The following is an 18,447-nucleotide window of genomic DNA, read 5'->3' as shown; positions in this document are numbered from 1 at the left end:
TGGCTTATCGCCCGAATTCAAGGCTTCATCATGACAACACCTCTCCGCATCGCTTTGGCTGGCCTCGGAACCGTCGGTTCCGGCGTCATTCGTCTAATCAATGAAAATGGTGCAATGATCGCACAACGCGCGGGGAGGCCTATTTCTATCGTAGCGGTCTCCGCACGGGACCGCGCCCGTGATCGCGGCGTTGATCTCAGCCCGTATAAATGGGTCGATGATATGGGCGACTTTGGTTCCGACCCTGATATTGACTGCGTGGTTGAAATGATTGGCGGCTCTGAAGGCCCTGCTCTCGATCTCGCTCGCACCAGCCTGAAACAAGGCAAGTCATTTGTGACCGCAAACAAAGCCATGGTTGCTCATCACGGTATGGAACTTGCCGATCTAGCGGAGACTAAGGGTGTTGCCTTAAAATATGAAGCAGCTGTCGCTGGCGGCATCCCGGTTATTAAGGGCCTGCGCGATGGAGCCGCAGCCAATCGCATTGAGCGGGTTTATGGCATTCTTAATGGGACATCCAATTATATCCTAACCACGATGGAGAAACACGGCAGCGCTTTTGATGCTGTATTGAAAGATGCACAGGATCTTGGATATGCCGAAGCTGATCCGAGTTTTGATATAGACGGCGTCGATGCAGCTCATAAACTTACGATTTTAGCTGCCTTATCTTTTGGTACGGCGATCGATTTCGAAGGCGTCGAGATTGCCGGTATTCGAAACATCATGGCCGCAGATATCGGACAGGCAAAGGCATTGGGGTATCGCATCCGCCTGCTCGGCATGGCGCGGATTGATGGCGGAAAACTGTTCCAGCGGGTAAATCCTTATCTTGTGCCGGAAAATCATCCGTTGGCGCATATTGATGGATCCACCAATGCAGTGGTCGCCGAGGGCAATTTTTCCGGACGGCTGATGTTCCAAGGTGCTGGTGCTGGCGACGGCCCCACGGCTTCTGCCATAGTGGCTGATCTAATCGACATCGCACGGGGGGATTGCGGTACTGTTTTCTCGATGCCCATCGGTCAAATGGGGAAAAGCGCACGCGCCGAAAGCGGAAATCGCACCGGAAAAAGCTACGTCCGTTTCGTTGTCACTGATAAACCAGGTGTTTTAGCAGAAATCACAGCGGCCATGCGCGATGCACAAGTATCCATAGAAAGCCTTATCCAGACTGAAAAAGCTGAAGAGGGATCAGTATTAATCTCAATGGTAACGCATCAGAGCATGGAGCGTGATGTAGTCCAGAGTCTGGACAAGCTTTCAAACTCCAGCAGCTTGCAAGGCGCGCCTGTTGTCATGCACCTGTTGAGTGATGAGGACTAACAGACGTTTCGGCGCCCTGTTGCTGTTAAGGCGCGAATTATGTCGAGAAGAACCGCCTGCGTCAAGGTTAAAGACAGGGTTACAAGGCTTCTCGACTTTGTCATATTGCTCCTCTATCTAGAGTTTAAGATCTACCCCTAAAAGAAAATCTGCCCCTTAAAGAAGGACTAGACATTCCATGCCTAAATCAAGTGATATACTCGAACGCGTCCTCGTATTGGAAATGGTCCGTGTGACTGAAGCAGCAGCGGTTTCCGCTGCCAAACTCATTGGTCGCGGGGACGAAAAGGCCGCAGATGCTGCCGCCGTCGAAGCGATGCGCGCTGCGTTGAATGAACTTGATATTTGCGGCACGGTGGTAATCGGCGAAGGCGAACGCGACGAAGCACCCATGCTCTATATTGGCGAAAAAGTGGGTCGTGGCTGTGCGGGCGAATCACCTGAGATAGATATTGCGCTCGACCCGCTCGAAGGGACGACCATAACCGCTAAAGCAGGACCTAACGCGTTGGCTGTGCTGGCTATCGCCGAAAAGGGTAACCTGCTCAACGCGCCCGACGTCTATATGGACAAGCTTGCGGTCGGCCCCGGCTATTCGGACAATATTATTGACCTCGACAAATCGGTCACCGAAAATGTCACCGCGGTTGCCAATGAAAAAGGCGTTAAACCGGCCGATATTATCGTCTGTGTCCTTGACCGCCCGCGCCATGAAAAAATCATCGCCGAGCTTCGTGAAATCGGCTGCGGCATCATGCTTATCCCGGATGGCGATGTCGCCGGTGTCATTGCAACGACCGATGAAGAAACCACGGTCGATATGTATATGGGCAGCGGCGGTGCACCGGAAGGCGTGTTGGCAGCAGCCGCGCTGCGCTGTGTGGGCGGACAGTTTAAGGGCCGTTTGACCTTCCGTAATGATGATGAACGCAGCCGTGCCCATAAATGGGGCATTACCGACCTCGATAAAATCTATGATTTGAAAGAACTCGCCAAGGGTGATGTAATTTTTGCCGCAACCGGCGTAACTGACGGCTCCCTTTTAGAAGGTGTCAAGAAACTGCGCAGCGGCGTTATGACGACCGAAAGTGTAGTAATGCGCGCATCATCCGGAACTGTGCGGTGGGTTAAGAGTGAGCATCGCGTCTAAGCGATGAGGCGCGGTGTCCTGAAATTATTCGCGGGTCGTCTGAAACTAACGATATTGGGCCTTCCGCTATTTGCAGCGGCCTGTATTTCACCCGTCGACTATGGCAAAATTCGGCATTCTGATTATGTCGCCAACGGGCGCTGTGACGTAACCGACAACGGTACTCCCACCGGCAGTTTGGATACTACGGATAAGCCATATTTTGTTGTCACCAGCCGACTACCTGATTGTCTCGGAGACGAGCTGAAGCTGCTCAACCATCGCGGCGATAAGGTCCGCTTTGGCCGCTTTGGCGCACCAGAAGACGTACTGGATGAAAAAGGTAAAGTTGATAAACGCCACATTCCCTTTGCCATTTCTAATGAAACACAATGGTGGGCGGACCTGTCCAAAACCATGGCCAAACGCGACGGACGCGTCCTGCTTTATGTACACGGTTACCGCGAGACATTTTTCACCAGCTCTCGTGATGCCGCTCAAATTGCGCGTCTGACTGATTTTTCTGGACCCGTCATCCAATATAGCTGGCCCTCGCAAGGGCAGTTGCTGAAATATACGGTCGATGAAACGAATATGTATTGGGACGAGCGTAATTTCCGCAAATTCCTGACCAAACTAGCGCAACAAACGTGGACCAAGGAAATCGTGCTGGTTTCCCATTCCCTAGGAGCAAGACTGATTTTGCCCGCTGTGGAATTTGTCGATCGCAATAGCAGCAATGCTGATTCAAGTAATATTTCCAATATCATCCTCGCATCGCCTGATGTTGACCGTCAGGATTTTGAGCGAGATATAGCAGAAGAAATACTCTCCGCTCGCCGCGTCAATAATGACCGGCGGATTACTGTTTATGCATCATCCAAAGATTCTGCACTGTCTCTTTCTGACGACGTGCATGGCTATCCCCGGCTTGGATTTCCGCGTTGTTTCGATCCGTTCGAGGCGGCCGAGTTAAAAGCAAAAGGCCTTCCTGAACGCTGTTATGCTGCAAAATCGGAATATGATGTACCGCCCGAAAAAAGCGGTCTAACCATTATCGATACCACCGCCGTAAGCGGGGACCGTGTTGGCCACGGAGACTACTTGCGCAGTGCCATTGCCTGTCAGGATTTTGCCGCCGTGGTAAACGGAGAACGCGGGGCTATGAAAGGACGTGAAGCGACACGCTTATCCTATGTATTTGCACTGGCCGCCCCGCCCAAAGATCAAAAGCTGGACCATGTGGCCATATGCCGACGCGAAGCAAAATGAATGGCCGAACAGACTGACAGTCTTGAAAAACTGCTCAAAAAGATCCGGGCCTGCACTATATGCAGCGATCTGCCGCTTGGCCCCGACCCTTTGGTGCAAGCAGGAACATCCGCGAAAATACTGATTGTCGGACAAGCGCCAGGCCGAAAGACCCACGAACAAGGCCGCCCCTTTGGTGATCAAAGCGGAAAGCGCTTACGCAACTGGCTCGGCGTAACCGAAGACCAATTCTATGACCCGTCGCTTTTCGCGATCATTCCCATGGGTTTTTGTTTTCCAGGGACCGGAAACGGGGGAGACTTGCCGCCCCGCGCGGAATGTGCCCCGCAATGGCGGACACCGCTTCTGGATCAATTACCCAATATTGAGCTCACATTAATCCTTGGCCAATATGCGCTTGGCTGGCATCTCGCAGATGCTCGATCCAAAACGCTGACGGAAACGGTCAAGCGGTGGGAAGAATTTTGGCCGACCGCCCTGCCCCTTCCCCACCCCAGCCCGAGAAATATCCGCTGGCTTAAAGCAAACCCATGGTTCGAGGCTGATGTCATTCCGGTTCTGCAACAGCGCATCGCTAAATTGATCAAAAAATACCCATAGCCAATCCTGCCGCCAATGTCGCACCGATCTCGCCACACTGCACCCTGTCCACTTCACCAATCGTCTTTGGCGCTAATATAGCCTCTTCAGTCTGGGCATGGGTGCAGATTATCGGTGTATCGATGACTTTCTTAAGCCGCCAGCCGGTCGCTATCCGTTCGAGCTGCTCGCGGGCATTTTCACCATCCGATCCTGCGCAAATCATGGCCGCATAAGGCCGCCCTTGGATTTGTCCCAATAACGGATAATAGCAGCGGTCAAAAAAAGCCTTCATAACTCCGGCAAGCGCCGCGAGATTTTCCGGCGCCGCAAAAATATAACCGTCGGCAGCCAAGATATCCGCCGGTTCACAATCTTCTGCGCGCAGCAACCAGGTTTTGGTGTCTTTTTCTTCACGGGCCGCCCGTGCGGCGGCTTCCGCCATTTGCTTTGTGCCACCCGTATAGCTGTAATAGACGATAAGCAGTTTTTTCATGTTCGTGGCTTTAACAGCGATCAAAGCAATTGTCAGCGGACCATGGTTCGCGCATAGCTGCGGGCATGAATGCAGTTCTAAATGTTACCCACTCGCTGTCCGGAAAATCATGGCAATGGCGCAGCACCAGCGCTGACGCCCGCGATCCCGGTTTTCAACCGGATGATCTGGTCACCCAATTATTGCTGGCTCGCGGCGCAACCCGCGAAACGCTGGAAATCAACCGCGATCCCACGATCAGGGGCTTCATGCCTGATCCATCAGTATTTCAGGATATGGATGTGGCGGCAGAAAGGCTGGCCTGCGCCGTCGTAAATAGCGACAAAGTGACTATTTTCGGGGATTATGATGTTGATGGTGCAACCAGCGCTGCCCTTCTCATCCGCGTGCTCCGGGATCTGGGGTTAGAGGCTGGCTTTTATATTCCAGACCGCCTGATGGAAGGCTATGGCCCCTCTGGTGAGGCATTGGTCAAACTGGGTGCGCAAGGATCAGACTTGGTCGTAACCGTGGATTGCGGCGCAATGGCTTTTGATGCGCTAGAAATGGCGCAGGCAGCGGGCGTCGAAGTAATTATTGTCGATCATCATAAATGTGCTGCAGAGCTCCCCAAGGCCAGCGCTATGGTCAATCCCAACCGCCTGGACGAAAGTGATGCGGGGGCCGAACATGGTCATTTGGCGGCTGTCGGCGTCGCATTTTTATTGGCGGCGGCACTGGTCCGCAATCTTCGCGGCAAAGGTTTTTTCAAAGGACGGCCCGAGCCGAAATTACTGGAGCTGCTAGATATCGTCGCGCTTGGTACAGTGGCCGATGTCGCCCAGCTTCGCGGACTAAACCGCGCCTTTGTTGCACAAGGCCTTAAAGTACTCGCCGGACGCCAGAATATAGGCCTAGCCGCCCTGATCGATGCCAGTCGTCTAAAACGCGCACCGATTTGCTCAGATCTCGGTTTTGCCTTGGGCCCGCGCATCAATGCCGGCGGGCGGGTCGGCAAATCTGATTTGGGTGTCCGATTGCTGACAACCCAAGATCCCGAAGAAGCCCAAAAAATATCGGCAGAGCTGAATCATCTAAACGAAGAACGACGGGCAATCGAAGCGCATGTTCTGGAAGAGGCAGAGGCCATGTGCTCCTCGCAACAGAATCAGGCTGTGGTGATCTTATCCTCAAAAGGCTGGCATCCCGGTGTGATCGGTATTGTTGCCGGTCGCATAAAAGAGAAACTGGGCCGCCCTGCGATCATCATCGCCGAAGATGAAGACGGTCTGGGCAAAGGATCGGGACGCTCCATTTCCGGCGTAGATCTGGGCGCAGCCATTATTGCTGCAAAAGACCACGGCTTGCTTATTGCAGGCGGCGGTCATGCCATGGCGGCCGGTGTCACCATCAAGGCCTCTCAAATAGATGCGTTTAGCGAATTTCTTAACGACCGGCTGGCCGACATTGTCGGCACAGCGCAGGAAGGAAAGGCTTTGCTGCTCGACGCGGTATTATCGCCCAAAGGGGTCAATCCGCTCTTCGTAGAGGCTATGGATGGCGCAGGGCCCTATGGCATGGGCTGGCCCGCACCGCGCATCGCCGCCGGGCCGGTTCGGATCGTTAAATGCGATATTGTGGGCAAAGACCATGTCCGAATGATCGTGGCGGGTGATGATGGCGGCTCCATCAAGACCATAGCCTTTCGCGCCGCCGAAAGCGATTTGGGCCAAACCCTGCTCCATGCACCAAAAGGCCGGAAATTATGGATCGCTGGCCGCGCCAAGATTGACGATTGGGGCAGCCGCCCTGCCGCAGAAATCCATCTGGAAGACGCAGCCTGGGCCGATTAATCGGCGGGGTTCAACGCAATAAAAAAAATATCTAATAATAAGGCTGCAAACCGCCATTAAAGGGTTGACCAAAGTCCCTGATACCCCTAATCGCCCAATCTCGCTGGCCAAGCATTGGTGCGGCCCCTTCGTCTAAGGGTTAGGACGCGGCCCTTTCACGGCTGAAATACGGGTTCGAATCCCGTAGGGGTCACCATAATTTTCAATGACTTAGCGTCGTTGAACAAAATTATGTCAAATATACGTCAAATAAGCACTGGTGATATTCAGCGGGCAACTACTGTCGTGCGCGCACTTGCTAGCACACTGCTAATTTTTCGTTCGAGAAGCACCCCTTACCAAGTTCCGTTGCCGTCTCAAAACTGAGCCCTCACATTCTTAGTTCTTAAAAACTAGAAATGTCCTTGCAAAATCGTCAAATCTTCATCTTGCATGGGTTCGCGATGATTAGGTTTTTCATTCCCGATCGCTAAGCCTAATATAGCTAAGCCTAATATATATGTCATTTGCAGATTACGTTGGCTATCAATCAGCGGATCGTGGATTCACTCCCTTAGCTTCTGCCATATTTTTCGCGACTCAATTTAGGATCAGCACGCAGGAGTATTTCGGCAGATTCATGGGAGAACATAGAGCACAACATCCGAGCAGTTGACCTAGCAATGGTTTTTGGATTTTTAAAAACTCGCTTCGCTTCTGCGAATTCCGGCGAAGCCACGGAGTCCGAACAAATTAAATTTTTGGCGCGTTAGATTGTGTTCTGATGGATTGCATGCAACGTCCTATTTCCGTAATTATGGAAATTGGGAACATAAATGGTTCAAAACTCAGACCACCCGAAAATTGATAGAGCATGTCGCGAACTGAAGTTGGCGCTACAAATAGTGCAGGCAATATTTCGCCAAAGCCTCGGACGAATTGTCAGTAGTATAGTCACGACCCACCTCAACTGCAGCAAGATCGCGCGCGAATACCGCTATCATTTTCTCAAGCGGTCCATAATTTCTATCTCCCGCAACCCGAACGTGACTATCATCCTCGTCATTGCGATTTACAGCTCCGCAATAATACTGGGCGAAGGCAGCTATATTTTGGAGCCGAAACTATCGGATGAGACCCTTGGTGATTTAAAAAGCCTAAACTTGGGGATTCTGGGTGTTCAAGCCGCATTGGTGGGGCTCGTTTTTCCTTTCGTAATTGCGTTTGTTGGCCTTCTCAACCAAAGCCGTTCGTCTTTTGCAACTCGGCTCACTATTTTTATCGAATCAACAGACGCGATCTTTGTCGGCCTCAGCTCTATTTTTCTTTGCCTTGTGATTGGAATACAATTGCCATTCACTTCAAAGTTAACCCCCAGCGTGGCTGCACTATTCTCAATTCTTAATTTGGTATGGTTTGCTGCCAACATTGTCGCACTCAGTTATTTCGTCCTCCGGACAATTGCATTTATGCATCCCGCGAGGCGAGCCCCGCTGATGAGAGCCTATGTCACCAATGTCGTCTGGCCACGTGAGCTTACCAAAATCGTCACGAGAAATCGTTGGGATCAAGCAGCAACCTATGAATATCTACCCGAAGTGGATGACAAGAATGATATCTTTGAACCAAGGCGTAGAGCTCGGATTTGGTATGGGCCTGTCGACTACGGCGAACCACAAGTAATGCAACAACTTTGGCGGAAAAAATCTCTTGTCAACGTGCGCATGGCAATTCTTAAACCGATCATTCAGAACTGGATGGATAAGGTCAATCAACTTGATACTGAAACGGAGCCAGACTTCGTCATCGCCGTTGAGCCCGGTCGTGAATATGAAGGCGATGTGGCACTTGCCCGGGCGACTACCAGCCTCGGTATAATCTCGATCTTCGGAATCTGGTGCTCCTTCACTTTCCGCACTATTCCCAAGGACCATGGCGCAGTAACGTCCAGCGCCGATTTACTGCATGAAATGGTTGCAGATTTGATTTCTCTTGTGGACGGGCGCCAAGTAGAAGAATTCTCCACACAACTTAGAGAAGTTATAGATTTTCATTTTTTCCTATACGGGCTTGCGCAATCCCCCGTCGAAGATTTCAACTACGCCTTAATCGGGCCGAATTCAGATTTCTTTGGATCCACCCAAAAGCTTGGCCGCGATTGGGTGACAGCTTATCGTGATCTTGTGGTTCGTGCGGCGGAACGCTTGTTTGATGAACCAGGGTTTTTTGGTCGGCTCGCCCATACGCCGGCGAGTATTATGAGCCGTGCAAGCTCGACTGTTACGCCAAAGGCCCTGCAACCTTTGCTTCTCTTAGCTTATCAGCTTTTTCACCAGCTGATGGAACAAAATATTGGCCAGAGAAGCGCAGTCTCGGCCGCGCGCAGAGAGGAAGCCTCAACTGCTTCAAGCTCCAACCGCGACGAAATCTTAGACGGGGCATGGCGAGATATGGCGGCGGGCTGGGAACGTTTGCTGCAGGAAATTGCCACTAGAAATGAAAAAACCTTTTGGGTTTGGAGCGATTTTCAACGCATCTCAGGAAATGTAGTAGAGCATTTGAGCCTGACGACGGAAATGATTGGTCGCGCGGTCTGGCGGGGCGACGAAATCGCGACGCGCTGGACCAGTGATTTATTGCTACACTGGCGCCATCAGTCGAAGCGAGCTTGGGAATCTCGAGGATCCCATGCGTCTCTTGAAAGCGAGGTATTAACGCTCACGGCATTCGATAAGCCGTGGGACGAAGTTCAGGCACCGCCACTCGGCCTAGAGGAAACGAATCAAGTGCCCGCTCTTGTCTTCGGTGCAATTATACACAACGCATGGCTAGACCATCTTATTACAATAGCAAGCCTATCTATCCATTGGGCCATTTACGGCGCGCCCACGAATACGACGCCGGCACTGGCAGCACGAATGCTGCTTCAGGATCAACCACTTGACCAAGGGGATATTGGGCATCAAGGTCCTCAACCTCTAACCAGTGCAGACGTGCTAATGTCAATTCTCAGAATTACAGGGACAGATGCCCATTTCGAAAACCAAAGTTATTCTGGAGTTTTCGACAATCTACTCGAGAGACTGGGAAGGCTTGGTAGCCGTCCATCGGTGTCGATGCGTATTTACAGTTATGGTGGTGGCCTTTCCTTTGATGCGTTGACCCTTGCGCAGGTCCTAACGATCATGGGAACCATGACAGGCCCTTCGGCTCTGAACGGAAGCCTGCGTCGACAATTAACGCAACGTGACCATGACGCTCATCTTCGCCGAAAGAGATGTCTCAAAGCATTAATTGAGGCAAGTGATGCAATAGACGAACAACAGCACGGCACGCTGCTAGGCGACATCTGTGATCTTGAAACGGTGTCATTCGAGATGCGCCTCGCCGATGCCAGGCAACTATTGGGGAAGGCTTTGGAAGTTCTTTTGGAACACCGTGTGAATGCGATCAAGGAAGCGCAAATTGATCCCGGACGCATCCGAGCGGTTACGCTCGCTGCAGCAGAGGCCGCCTTCAAGCGCACTCGTTTTCCAATAAATTTGTTCGACAAAATCCAGGGCTCGGCTCACGAACTCGAGGCTTTCACTCTACGCGTCGAAGGGCAAGACAAAGGCAGCTATACCGACCCCCCTATGGGGAACATAGTCATCAACGAAGATGACTGGTGGAGCGAAACCATGTCGGAACGGATCGCCAGCATAGTTTGGATGGATTCGGTCAAGAGCGCGGAATTTCAAGCTCTAAATGGACGAAATCCTGAGGACTTTTGGCGTGCTGTCCGTGATGGAAGTGCGCGAATAAAGGAGAATGGCCATGATCCGGTATTGGTCGTTACAAGCACCTCATATCCAAAATGGCTGGATAGTTGGCGCTGGCCTTATGGTGTAGACGATGTTCCAAAGCCAAATGATCTTACGATTACACATTTATCCGATCAGGTAGAGGGTTATGCCTTTTCGATGAATGACATCCCTGTTTTTGAGGCACCGTCCCCCTTGGGGCAGGCATTCCTTTTTCCTAGACAGATGCTCGCTCAATTGCGCTATCATGACTACGGCGATGAAGTTCCCTTAAAACTCGAATTTCTGGAGGACGAAGATGACCCTTTGAAAGGCACGACGGCTGCAACATTCCAGCGGTCCGTAGAACTAGTGAACTTGGAAGCTTTTAGTATTCGCTTTGCCGATAAATTGGAGAAGAACTGAGTCAAAATGTGATATCTTCGTGCTCATGTGACAGTGCAGCATTCTCAAGTTTCTGATATCATTGGTAATTGACCTGCCGACGCTCGCGTCAAGTTACAAGTTACAAGTTATGCGCTAAAGCAGCGTTCTAGGCGGAATACGGAAGGTCAGCTTTTAGTTGGAAAAACTATCGGTTATCACTCACCCCATTCACATCCTTTTTCTACTCATCTGTGATGGATCGGGTCCTACACGAGAAAGACGATGCCAGTAATTCAATCCTTGTCGTCCTCACCCATCACAACCACGTTTGCGAAAAGCGGCATAAGCGCATGGCGCAGTTCCGTATTTGCGCGCATTCGAGCCCGATACCCGTCCGTTTGTGCAGAACAGGGAATATGAACACTACATTCGATGGCTGCCACGAAAGCTCCAGCATCAAGTCCTGTCGGACCAGTCATTAGACAGCGCTTGACTAACGCGCAGACGGCCTCTGCACGCTGTTCTGCAGCGAACGTAGATGCAAGAACCAAACGACCACCAAGCGCCGCATAAAATGAGTCACGCGGCGCATCCGCCACAGCGTAAAAATCAAAGCCCTCCTCGTCCGCCTCGATCCGCACCGCACGTGCGCTCGTAATGCCGTTCTTAAGAGCATCCACCGTTTCGGCACGTGCAAGGACCTGTGCTATCGCGCGATCTCGATTAATGACCTTAGCAAGATCGAGACAGGCGAACGCCCAGTTGTGGACAATGGTCCGATTCGGTTGGGTAGGCCGCGGCAGCTGGAAACCATTGAAAATTGCAGGATCCTGCATAGCCCGAGTCCATAATGCTACGATCGGCGCCTCCAAGGCAGCCATGCGGTCCAGGAGATCTGCATCGTTTAGGCCGGCCTTCTCTGCTATTTGCTCATGCTCCGCGCTGAGTAACAGCACCGGTTCATATGCGTCGGCAAGAGCGAAGCCGTGCCCCTGATTGGAAGCTGCACTTAAAATCTTGTCAAGGCCATCGAGAGCAGCGAGAACTCCTGCCTTGCCCGATACAGCTGGAGCTTGAAGCAAAGCGTGGACGCAATCCGTGGCGTCACTTGAATTAACTCGGCTGGCGCCGATGGCCAGTTGATCGAGGATGGTCTGCAAGCGATGTCGATCGATGTCATCGATTAGAGCCGGATCTAGGAACCTCAGCAAATATAGCAACCGACGATTCTCAGCTCCGGTGTCCAGCGACACCCGCACCATGGTTCGCGCCAGTCTAACGCCCAGTGTATTGCCTGCGTCACGAGTCAATCCGAGGATCTGGTTATGCGACAACAAGTCCAAGGCACTGCGGAGCATTAGCGATCCGTCCTGATCGCCGGGTAGATCGTCAATCATCGTAAGAACGTGTTCTACTACCGTATTTCGGCTCTCTGGTGATAGTTCGGAAATGAAGGGCGAAAGCGCACGCAGCGCTTCGCTAGCGGATAACCAGCCATTCTCAGCCAACCGGACCAGTGCAATCTCAGCTACGCGCTCGGCCACACATGGAGCGAACTCCGGACGTTTTTTACCGACTTCCCCCAGCGCCTTCATTGCGAGGCCCCCAACCCCGACACCTCCGTTCGCGGTCGCAGGCAAATCTTGAGCAATTTGACTCAGCAGGCTCATCAAGACCGAAGCGGCCTCGTAGGACTCGGCTGGCATAACCTTGAGCCAGTCACGTAAAAGCGACACTAGCACTTGATTTCGCTCAATCTGTGCGCCCTCATGTCGATTCGCGATATCTTGCGCGGCTTTCGCGAGATCAGTCGTGACGTATACTGCAATAAAATGGGCGTCCCAATCCATTGCATCAACAGCTCTTTTGCGCCCGCTCTCCAACAGTAACCGTATCCCAAGGAGAAAGTCGACCGTCGATTGCTGAGACCCAAACTCCTTGGCCAGCTCAGTAATAAGCGAGCGACCGAAGGCCGCTTTCGTATCACGACTGAGTGAAGCTGAACCGAGCGCCACTTGTCGACGTAAAACCGCCCAGAACCAGCGATGCGCGTCAGAGAAACGGCCATCGACCATGTTCCCAAGGCCATTGCTTGGAATATGGGCACTGATCAGCTGAGGAGCAAGTAGAACCGAGCCTCGTTCAGTCCCTAGCGCGCCGAAATTACCAGCCGCCATATGAGCCCCTAGAACGTCGTATCCAGCGTTAAGCATTGGCAGCGGATCGTCGTTTTTTCGATGCTCAAGCAATGAATCCAGCATAATGGCGGATACAGCCGGACTATGCGTGATATAGGCTGCAGCAGCGCGTGATTGCATGATGATGGTAGTCATGGATCGCTCAAATAGAGCCCAAGCCGGATTTTGAAGGCAAGGAAGTAACTCTTTCGCCCGGCGATACAGAAGCTCTGCGGATGACCAGTGATCGATGTCGCCAGCAAGGTCGCCAAGATGCTTAAACAAAAGAGGTAGAACCGGACTGTCGTGATATTCTTCGAGCAGACTTTCAAGAACGTCAACATCAGCCTCTCCGTCCTTGAGCTGCATTCGAAGCGCGTTCATTGCGGCAACTATTGAGCGTAGCGATGCAAACTCGGGGCCTTCCTCATCCTCGACGCGCAGTGTCGACAAGTCCCGATTAGACAGCTCGAGAGCGCTTTCTAGTAACCCAACGTTTCCGGGCTCAGTATCGGCCGAACCACTAGACAGACCAGGCGTCTGGTCGCCTTGCCAAACCACCACTTGGATCAAATGCCGCAAATAGCGTGCCAATGGCTCAGTCTGCCCACGCGGTTGATAACCAAGACTCGCCAGCACCGGATCCCCTGCAGAGACGTCCAAACGCCCGATCGTATCGATATCGATCTTGCCATCACCCCAACGCGTAACAACGGCTGAGCACAGCTCGTGCACAAGATCCGCAGACAGAAAGTGTCGCACAACCAACCAAACGGGAGCGTTGCGTTCGAATTCCTCGCCGCGCATATCTAGATTATTCATGGGTAGCTCCTCGTCGCGGAAAAGTTAGAACTCCAGTATCATCCCGCGCACCTTGGCGTATTTCGACACTCGTCAAACGAGCCGCGTTTTTTTCCCAAGGAGATGCCTCTCGTGGAAGTCGATGAATGGTAAAACCAAAGATACGCCCAATCGCATCGTTCGCAGGTTCGAGCATCGCGATGAATCCCCGTGACCGCCAACCCGTGAAATCACGCTCACCCGGCAAAGACCAGCGAGTGTCGGGCTCCTCTTTGCTTGCGCTCCCCCAAACTGACGTCATGGTGCCGACACCAAACTCGGTAGGATTTGGGGGCACGGGGAGGAATACTCCTGAAAGGCCGCCGACTTTTGTTGTCTCGATCTGACGAAAGTTGGAAAGAACGATCGCGGCAAAATGGTGACGCGTGCAATCGGGGCTCCGCGCGGCGTCAACAAACGCGTGGCGGAATTGTTCGTGCCAGCTGTGCACCGTGGTAGTTGGATCCAAATTGGTCCTTGGTTGAGGAGTGCAGGTCGCGACGGAGACGATATCAACATGATCCGGTGGATTGGCTCCGAGGCAAGCAGCATCGCGATTAACTGCGTGTATGGGAGGCTCACGACCCGAATCGGATTCTAAATGGAGTGCATCTGAGCAAATGAGCGGCTGAAGCGTGATCGTCCCAAACTTTTTGTCCGCCGGTTCGAGCGTCACAACCGTGAGAAGGTTGGCTTCGCACATCATCTCTTCGCGGACGTGACTAATCTCAAATTTGGACCGGACCTGCTTGGGGTGGAGGCAAACACGCATCTGAGAATTTGCATCGTTGAGGAAGATGCAGCCGAGATTGAACATTCCATCCTGATCCTGTTCGTCAAGCCAAGTCGAAAAAGGCCCTAGATCCACCTCTGCAAAAGGCAGCAGCGCCTCTAGTTCATCCCTGAGCTTTACCATTTCGTCAAATTTGAACAGGTGACGGCTGGCATCTGCGGCGCTTGCTCGCAGGCCAGTATGGATGCATCCAGAAGGTCCCAAGTATTGGAAAATACTTAGCGTGGCGCACAAGGTTGTGCCGTCGATAAACGCTTCCGGGAAAGTTATTAAATCGAATTGGCGCGGGTCAGCAGGGTGGGAGGAACGATCATATAGATCGACGGTCCTGCGGGAACGCTCAACCAGTGATGTGACAGCCGCGTTGAATATTTCGGCGTGATCAACGGGCCGGTATTTGGCCGGTTCCATGACGCGCACCACAAAGGGACGCTGCCGCCGATCGAACGGCCAACGCAGATGAGCGCCTTGAAAATCCTGGGTAGTTGTCATGAACGCCTGCTCGGATGGAGCGATGAACGCCTATTACATTGCTCATCAGCTTGTTCTCGCAATCCGTTTCTCCCTTGGCAATGCCAATATCCTCAGGACTAACCGGACATGCGTGTTAGCACAACAGTCCCGTTGACGGTCGAAATCAATCGTTCCGCAACCATCTAACGTGTTACCCCGAAGTTGCCACACTTGATCGATACACCAAATAAATGACAGTAAATACCCGTAAATCAGTAAATTAGCTACTGGAAACCTTTGATCAACGATCAGTGCTGCCTCGCGTGCGCAACTAATGTTCGTGGCGATCGAACAATGTCAATTCAACAAGCCGCATCATATCGTTCGGCAATGCGCTGTTCGAGCATATTGGTGTAACCCATTCCGGCCCAGCTGATCCCGCAATTGAAACGGAAGCGGCATTTCATAGGCGATCGCGGCTAGAACAAGCACAGGGATATCTTTCCCAAGCCCACCAAAGGTCAGCACCGGCAGATTCTGATGCTGGCTAAGATAGTTGAACAGTTCGGCGACCACCGCCTGCTCGTCCCCCCATTGATGCTGGTTCCACGATGAGACAGCGCCTGCCGAAACCTCACCGTGATCACCAGCCGTAAATTCTAATACTGCAGCAGCAGATATACGGTGGGCTGCCGTAGCGCGGCGATTGGATTTGCGGTCAAATGCTCGATGATCTCCACACAGCTTTTCGTCCCAGGCAAATTCCGGGTCGACGGCCAGATAGGTATTGGTCACTAACCTAGCCATACATTCTAACGTCCGCTCTTCGGACCAATTCGTTAACCATGCTTGGAGACGTGCCAGTAACTTTTTTACTGTAGACAGATTACACTGGAGCGAAATTACCAAAGGCGAGGAATAACGATTTGAAAGCCCGGCGCGTGTTCGCTACCGGACTTCCAAACCTGTCTTCATGCAGCTCTTTTATGTTCCGGCAATGGAAAAACATCGCCTTGGATTATCTGTTGATGTTGGATTTCGCGCAACTGTTCGCACGCGTTCGCAACGCCATCCGTTCCACTTTTCCAACATTTTCTAGGGGCTTTTTCGCGGTAGGTGAGTTCAAGCTTGCTGTTAAAAGTAAAAACACCTAGATCGAAGTCACTTGGAACAAGCCTGACTTTGGATTTCCTCGAGGAAGCCCAGATCAAGCATGTGTCGATAATATAAATGTTACCTTTTATGCTTGCGACCAAGCTTATAGTTGGCATGTTATTCAATTGTTCATCAAGACTTATCCATAAGATCGGAATACCGTCGTTCAACACTCGCGGCGCGAATTGATGAAGAGTCTCGAGGGTAGGCCGGTGACCGGTGACCACTATTCGTGTCTTCGAAATAAATTCCTCAACCCTACCGGCCTTGCCGCATAGTGCGTGGGCTAACGCACCGACGAAATTACTAACAGCTTTTAGTTGATCGTTATCGTTCATATCAAATACTCCTTTGGGCTGCGGTGGCCGCATGCCATTTTCCACTCTCATCATTGAGAGATACCTTTCCCTCCCATTTCAAAGGCCCTTATCGAGTTAGGTTTATATCGGCGCAGCGCAAAAAAGTTGCTGCCCACATCGCCAGCCTTGGGGATATATGTCTCCAATATTAGATCGTAATATCTCTGCAAAACGCGCTATTATGCTATTTTTGGGAACTTCAGCTCAGCCAAATGCGCTTTGGCAGGAGAATACCCTCTTTAGGCAAAAGCCCGCCGTCGTGTATTTGCATTTAATGGCAAGATGCGGATGTGGCTCAATAACCAACATTTGGTGTCGGCATTTATCCGTAAGTTGTAGCCCCCAACTATGGCTAACCAATATGTCAATTGAGACACAAAACCGTAGCTGGGGACATCGCAGGATCTAAACTGAACTTATGCCGCCTCTGCTTCAGTGCGGCTGATGTTATCAACGAAACAAGCCTGCTCTCCGCGCAAGACCGGTGCAGCTATGGCCGCTGGCCGCTGCCGCAGATATCCTTCAATCAACACAAAGGTGGCTTCCGGAATCCGAAGGCATGGATCGCCCTGAATTCGCCGCCACGCAACAAGAGCAATCGCCGTCAGCAAGGTGTCCAACTCGCAATGCTGGCGTGCAAGGTCCCAGTTCCCGGTTTCAAACGGCAGATCAGGATTGGCCTTGTCGCGGATCAGTGCAACTGGAATACCGATCCTGACAAGCACCTCCGAAAGATGATGCCAGGTTTTGCCAAACCCTTTCATCGCTGCGTTGATATCCAGATGGGCAGGGCGCACCGTCCGCGGCCCAAAAGCCTGGACAAGCTGCGGGGGCAGGGCGAGATCATGCGACATAGCGGCCAGTTCGATAACTTTGGCGTCCATCGCTGAGCCTCCATAGGTGACCAACGTCCGATCGGCAGAGGAGCGCAAATCGTCGAAGGCAGACGTTAGCATTGCCCCTTCATCCTGATGTTCTGTTGTCCAGCTGCGCAAACGCCCAACCGATATCCGGCCGAGTTCATCAATGCTGATATCAAGCAGTGCGATCATATTGAGTTTGCGCGCAGCGATACGCGTCTTCTCACATTTCGGATTAATTTCCTGATAGGCTTCGGTAAGGTAACGGTCGAACACCATTTCAGTGTCGAGAATTGTATATTTTTGCATGGTTTTTCTTTCTCCTGCTGACGTGCAGCAGGTTCTTGTTGTTAAAAAGTAACGGGACGGAGGTCGTCAACACGGCGCCAAGCCTGGAAGGCCGCTACCAAGCTGGCCTGATCCGGATCTTCAGCTAGACAATTGAACACCCAGGACAGCCACAGCGCCTGAGCGTGATCTGCTGCTCGCCGGGATTTTTCCGATGGCCCGGCCATCTCGGACGCCAAAGTTATGCCGAACAGTTCGGCGCTGACCCGGACATATTGATCTTCCGTTCGGTGAACATGGATCTTGCGGTGGAGGCCCAGATTGAAAATCGGAAGAGCTTGAAGAATATCATCAGCAAAGTCGGCTTTGTGTTTTGGCCGGTGAGACCCGCCCGGAGCTTCCAGAATTGCGCAAACGCAGTCGGTTTGTTGGTCCAGCAGCTTCGTCATATCCAACAAAGGAGCGGTTCGATCCTTATCTGGATAGATATGATGATGGCGCGTGAACAACACGTCATCACCAGGCTGCAAGTTGACTTCAAAGGCTCCAAAGGCGCGAACGAAGCGTTCGGTATTGCGGCGGTAGGGATGGTAGATGACGGAGAAGGTAACGATCCTCTCCGAATATATGGGAGGTTTCATAAAAATTGTCCTGAAACGCCAAACGGGCGGTCATCCGAAGATGCCGCCCGTTTGGCTGGTGAATAAAAATGTGGTGCGAAGATTTAGTTGTTATGG

General features: G+C 52.1%; 13 protein-coding genes and 1 tRNA gene. 7 read left to right on the top strand and 7 right to left on the bottom strand.

Features of this window, described 5'->3' with window-relative positions:
• Positions 1-30: 30 nt before the first annotated feature.
• From V7676_RS06830 to V7676_RS06815, 4 genes are all read left to right on the top strand, one after another.
• Positions 31-1,329: a homoserine dehydrogenase gene (locus V7676_RS06830; RefSeq protein WP_335658943.1), complete on the top strand. Its 1,299-nt coding sequence runs from the start codon at positions 31-33 to the stop codon at positions 1,327-1,329.
• 178 nt (positions 1,330-1,507) lie between these two features.
• Entirely contained in the window at positions 1,508-2,479 is a 972-nt protein-coding gene (glpX, locus tag V7676_RS06825; protein WP_335658942.1) for a class II fructose-bisphosphatase, read from the top strand.
• A gap of 3 nt (positions 2,480-2,482) precedes the next feature.
• A complete protein-coding gene (locus tag V7676_RS06820) occupies positions 2,483-3,730 on the top strand; it encodes an alpha/beta hydrolase (protein WP_335658941.1) in 1,248 nt (415 codons plus the stop codon).
• Positions 3,731-4,330: a uracil-DNA glycosylase family protein gene (locus V7676_RS06815; protein WP_335658940.1), complete on the top strand. Its 600-nt coding sequence runs from the start codon at positions 3,731-3,733 to the stop codon at positions 4,328-4,330.
• Here the strand turns inward: V7676_RS06815 and V7676_RS06810 are convergent.
• Positions 4,314-4,805, bottom strand: coding sequence for a flavodoxin family protein (locus tag V7676_RS06810; RefSeq protein ID WP_335658939.1), 492 nt, complete (start codon positions 4,803-4,805; stop codon positions 4,314-4,316). The genes V7676_RS06815 and V7676_RS06810 overlap by 17 nt on opposite strands.
• A 65-nt stretch (positions 4,806-4,870) precedes the next feature.
• Between V7676_RS06810 and recJ the strand changes: the two genes are divergently transcribed.
• From recJ to V7676_RS06795, 3 genes are all read left to right on the top strand, one after another.
• Positions 4,871-6,637 carry a single-stranded-DNA-specific exonuclease RecJ gene (recJ, locus tag V7676_RS06805; RefSeq protein WP_335658938.1) on the top strand — a complete coding sequence of 589 codons (1,767 nt, stop codon included), beginning with the start codon at positions 4,871-4,873 and terminating at the stop codon, positions 6,635-6,637.
• A gap of 121 nt (positions 6,638-6,758) precedes the next feature.
• A tRNA-Glu gene (locus V7676_RS06800) sits at positions 6,759-6,833 on the top strand.
• Between the two features lie 619 nt (positions 6,834-7,452).
• Entirely contained in the window at positions 7,453-10,824 is a 3,372-nt protein-coding gene (locus V7676_RS06795) for a hypothetical protein (RefSeq protein ID WP_335658937.1), read from the top strand.
• A gap of 254 nt (positions 10,825-11,078) precedes the next feature.
• Here the strand turns inward: V7676_RS06795 and V7676_RS06790 are convergent, their stop codons facing one another.
• The 6 genes from V7676_RS06790 to V7676_RS06765 all read right to left on the bottom strand — a co-directional run bounded on the left by V7676_RS06790 (position 11,079) and on the right by V7676_RS06765 (position 18,351).
• Positions 11,079-13,784: a hypothetical protein gene (locus tag V7676_RS06790; RefSeq protein ID WP_335658936.1), complete on the bottom strand. Its 2,706-nt coding sequence runs from the start codon at positions 13,782-13,784 to the stop codon at positions 11,079-11,081.
• On the bottom strand, positions 13,777-15,087 hold the full coding sequence (locus tag V7676_RS06785) for a hypothetical protein (protein ID WP_335658935.1): 1,311 nt from the start codon (positions 15,085-15,087) through the stop codon (positions 13,777-13,779). The genes V7676_RS06790 and V7676_RS06785 overlap by 8 nt, the downstream gene beginning before the upstream one ends.
• Positions 15,088-15,423: 336 nt before the next feature.
• Positions 15,424-15,843 carry a hypothetical protein gene (locus tag V7676_RS06780; RefSeq protein ID WP_335658934.1) on the bottom strand — a complete coding sequence of 140 codons (420 nt, stop codon included), beginning with the start codon at positions 15,841-15,843 and terminating at the stop codon, positions 15,424-15,426.
• Between the two features lie 176 nt (positions 15,844-16,019).
• The gene (locus tag V7676_RS06775) at positions 16,020-16,541 is read right to left on the bottom strand and encodes a hypothetical protein (RefSeq protein WP_335658933.1); all 522 of its coding nucleotides are present in this window, start codon (positions 16,539-16,541) and stop codon (positions 16,020-16,022) included.
• A gap of 437 nt (positions 16,542-16,978) precedes the next feature.
• Positions 16,979-17,731 carry a hypothetical protein gene (locus tag V7676_RS06770; protein ID WP_335658932.1) on the bottom strand — a complete coding sequence of 251 codons (753 nt, stop codon included), beginning with the start codon at positions 17,729-17,731 and terminating at the stop codon, positions 16,979-16,981.
• A 41-nt stretch (positions 17,732-17,772) separates the two neighbouring features.
• Complete coding sequence (locus V7676_RS06765; protein ID WP_335658931.1) at positions 17,773-18,351, bottom strand: hypothetical protein; 579 nt, start codon at positions 18,349-18,351, stop codon at positions 17,773-17,775.
• Positions 18,352-18,447 lie beyond the last annotated feature (96 nt).

The sequence above is a fragment of the Parasphingorhabdus sp. genome, from assembly GCF_036963805.1.
Classification (GTDB): Bacteria; Pseudomonadota; Alphaproteobacteria; order Sphingomonadales; family Sphingomonadaceae; genus Parasphingorhabdus.
The sequence above is the reverse complement of the archived record's forward strand: the minus strand, read 5'-3'. Positions and strand labels throughout refer to the sequence as shown.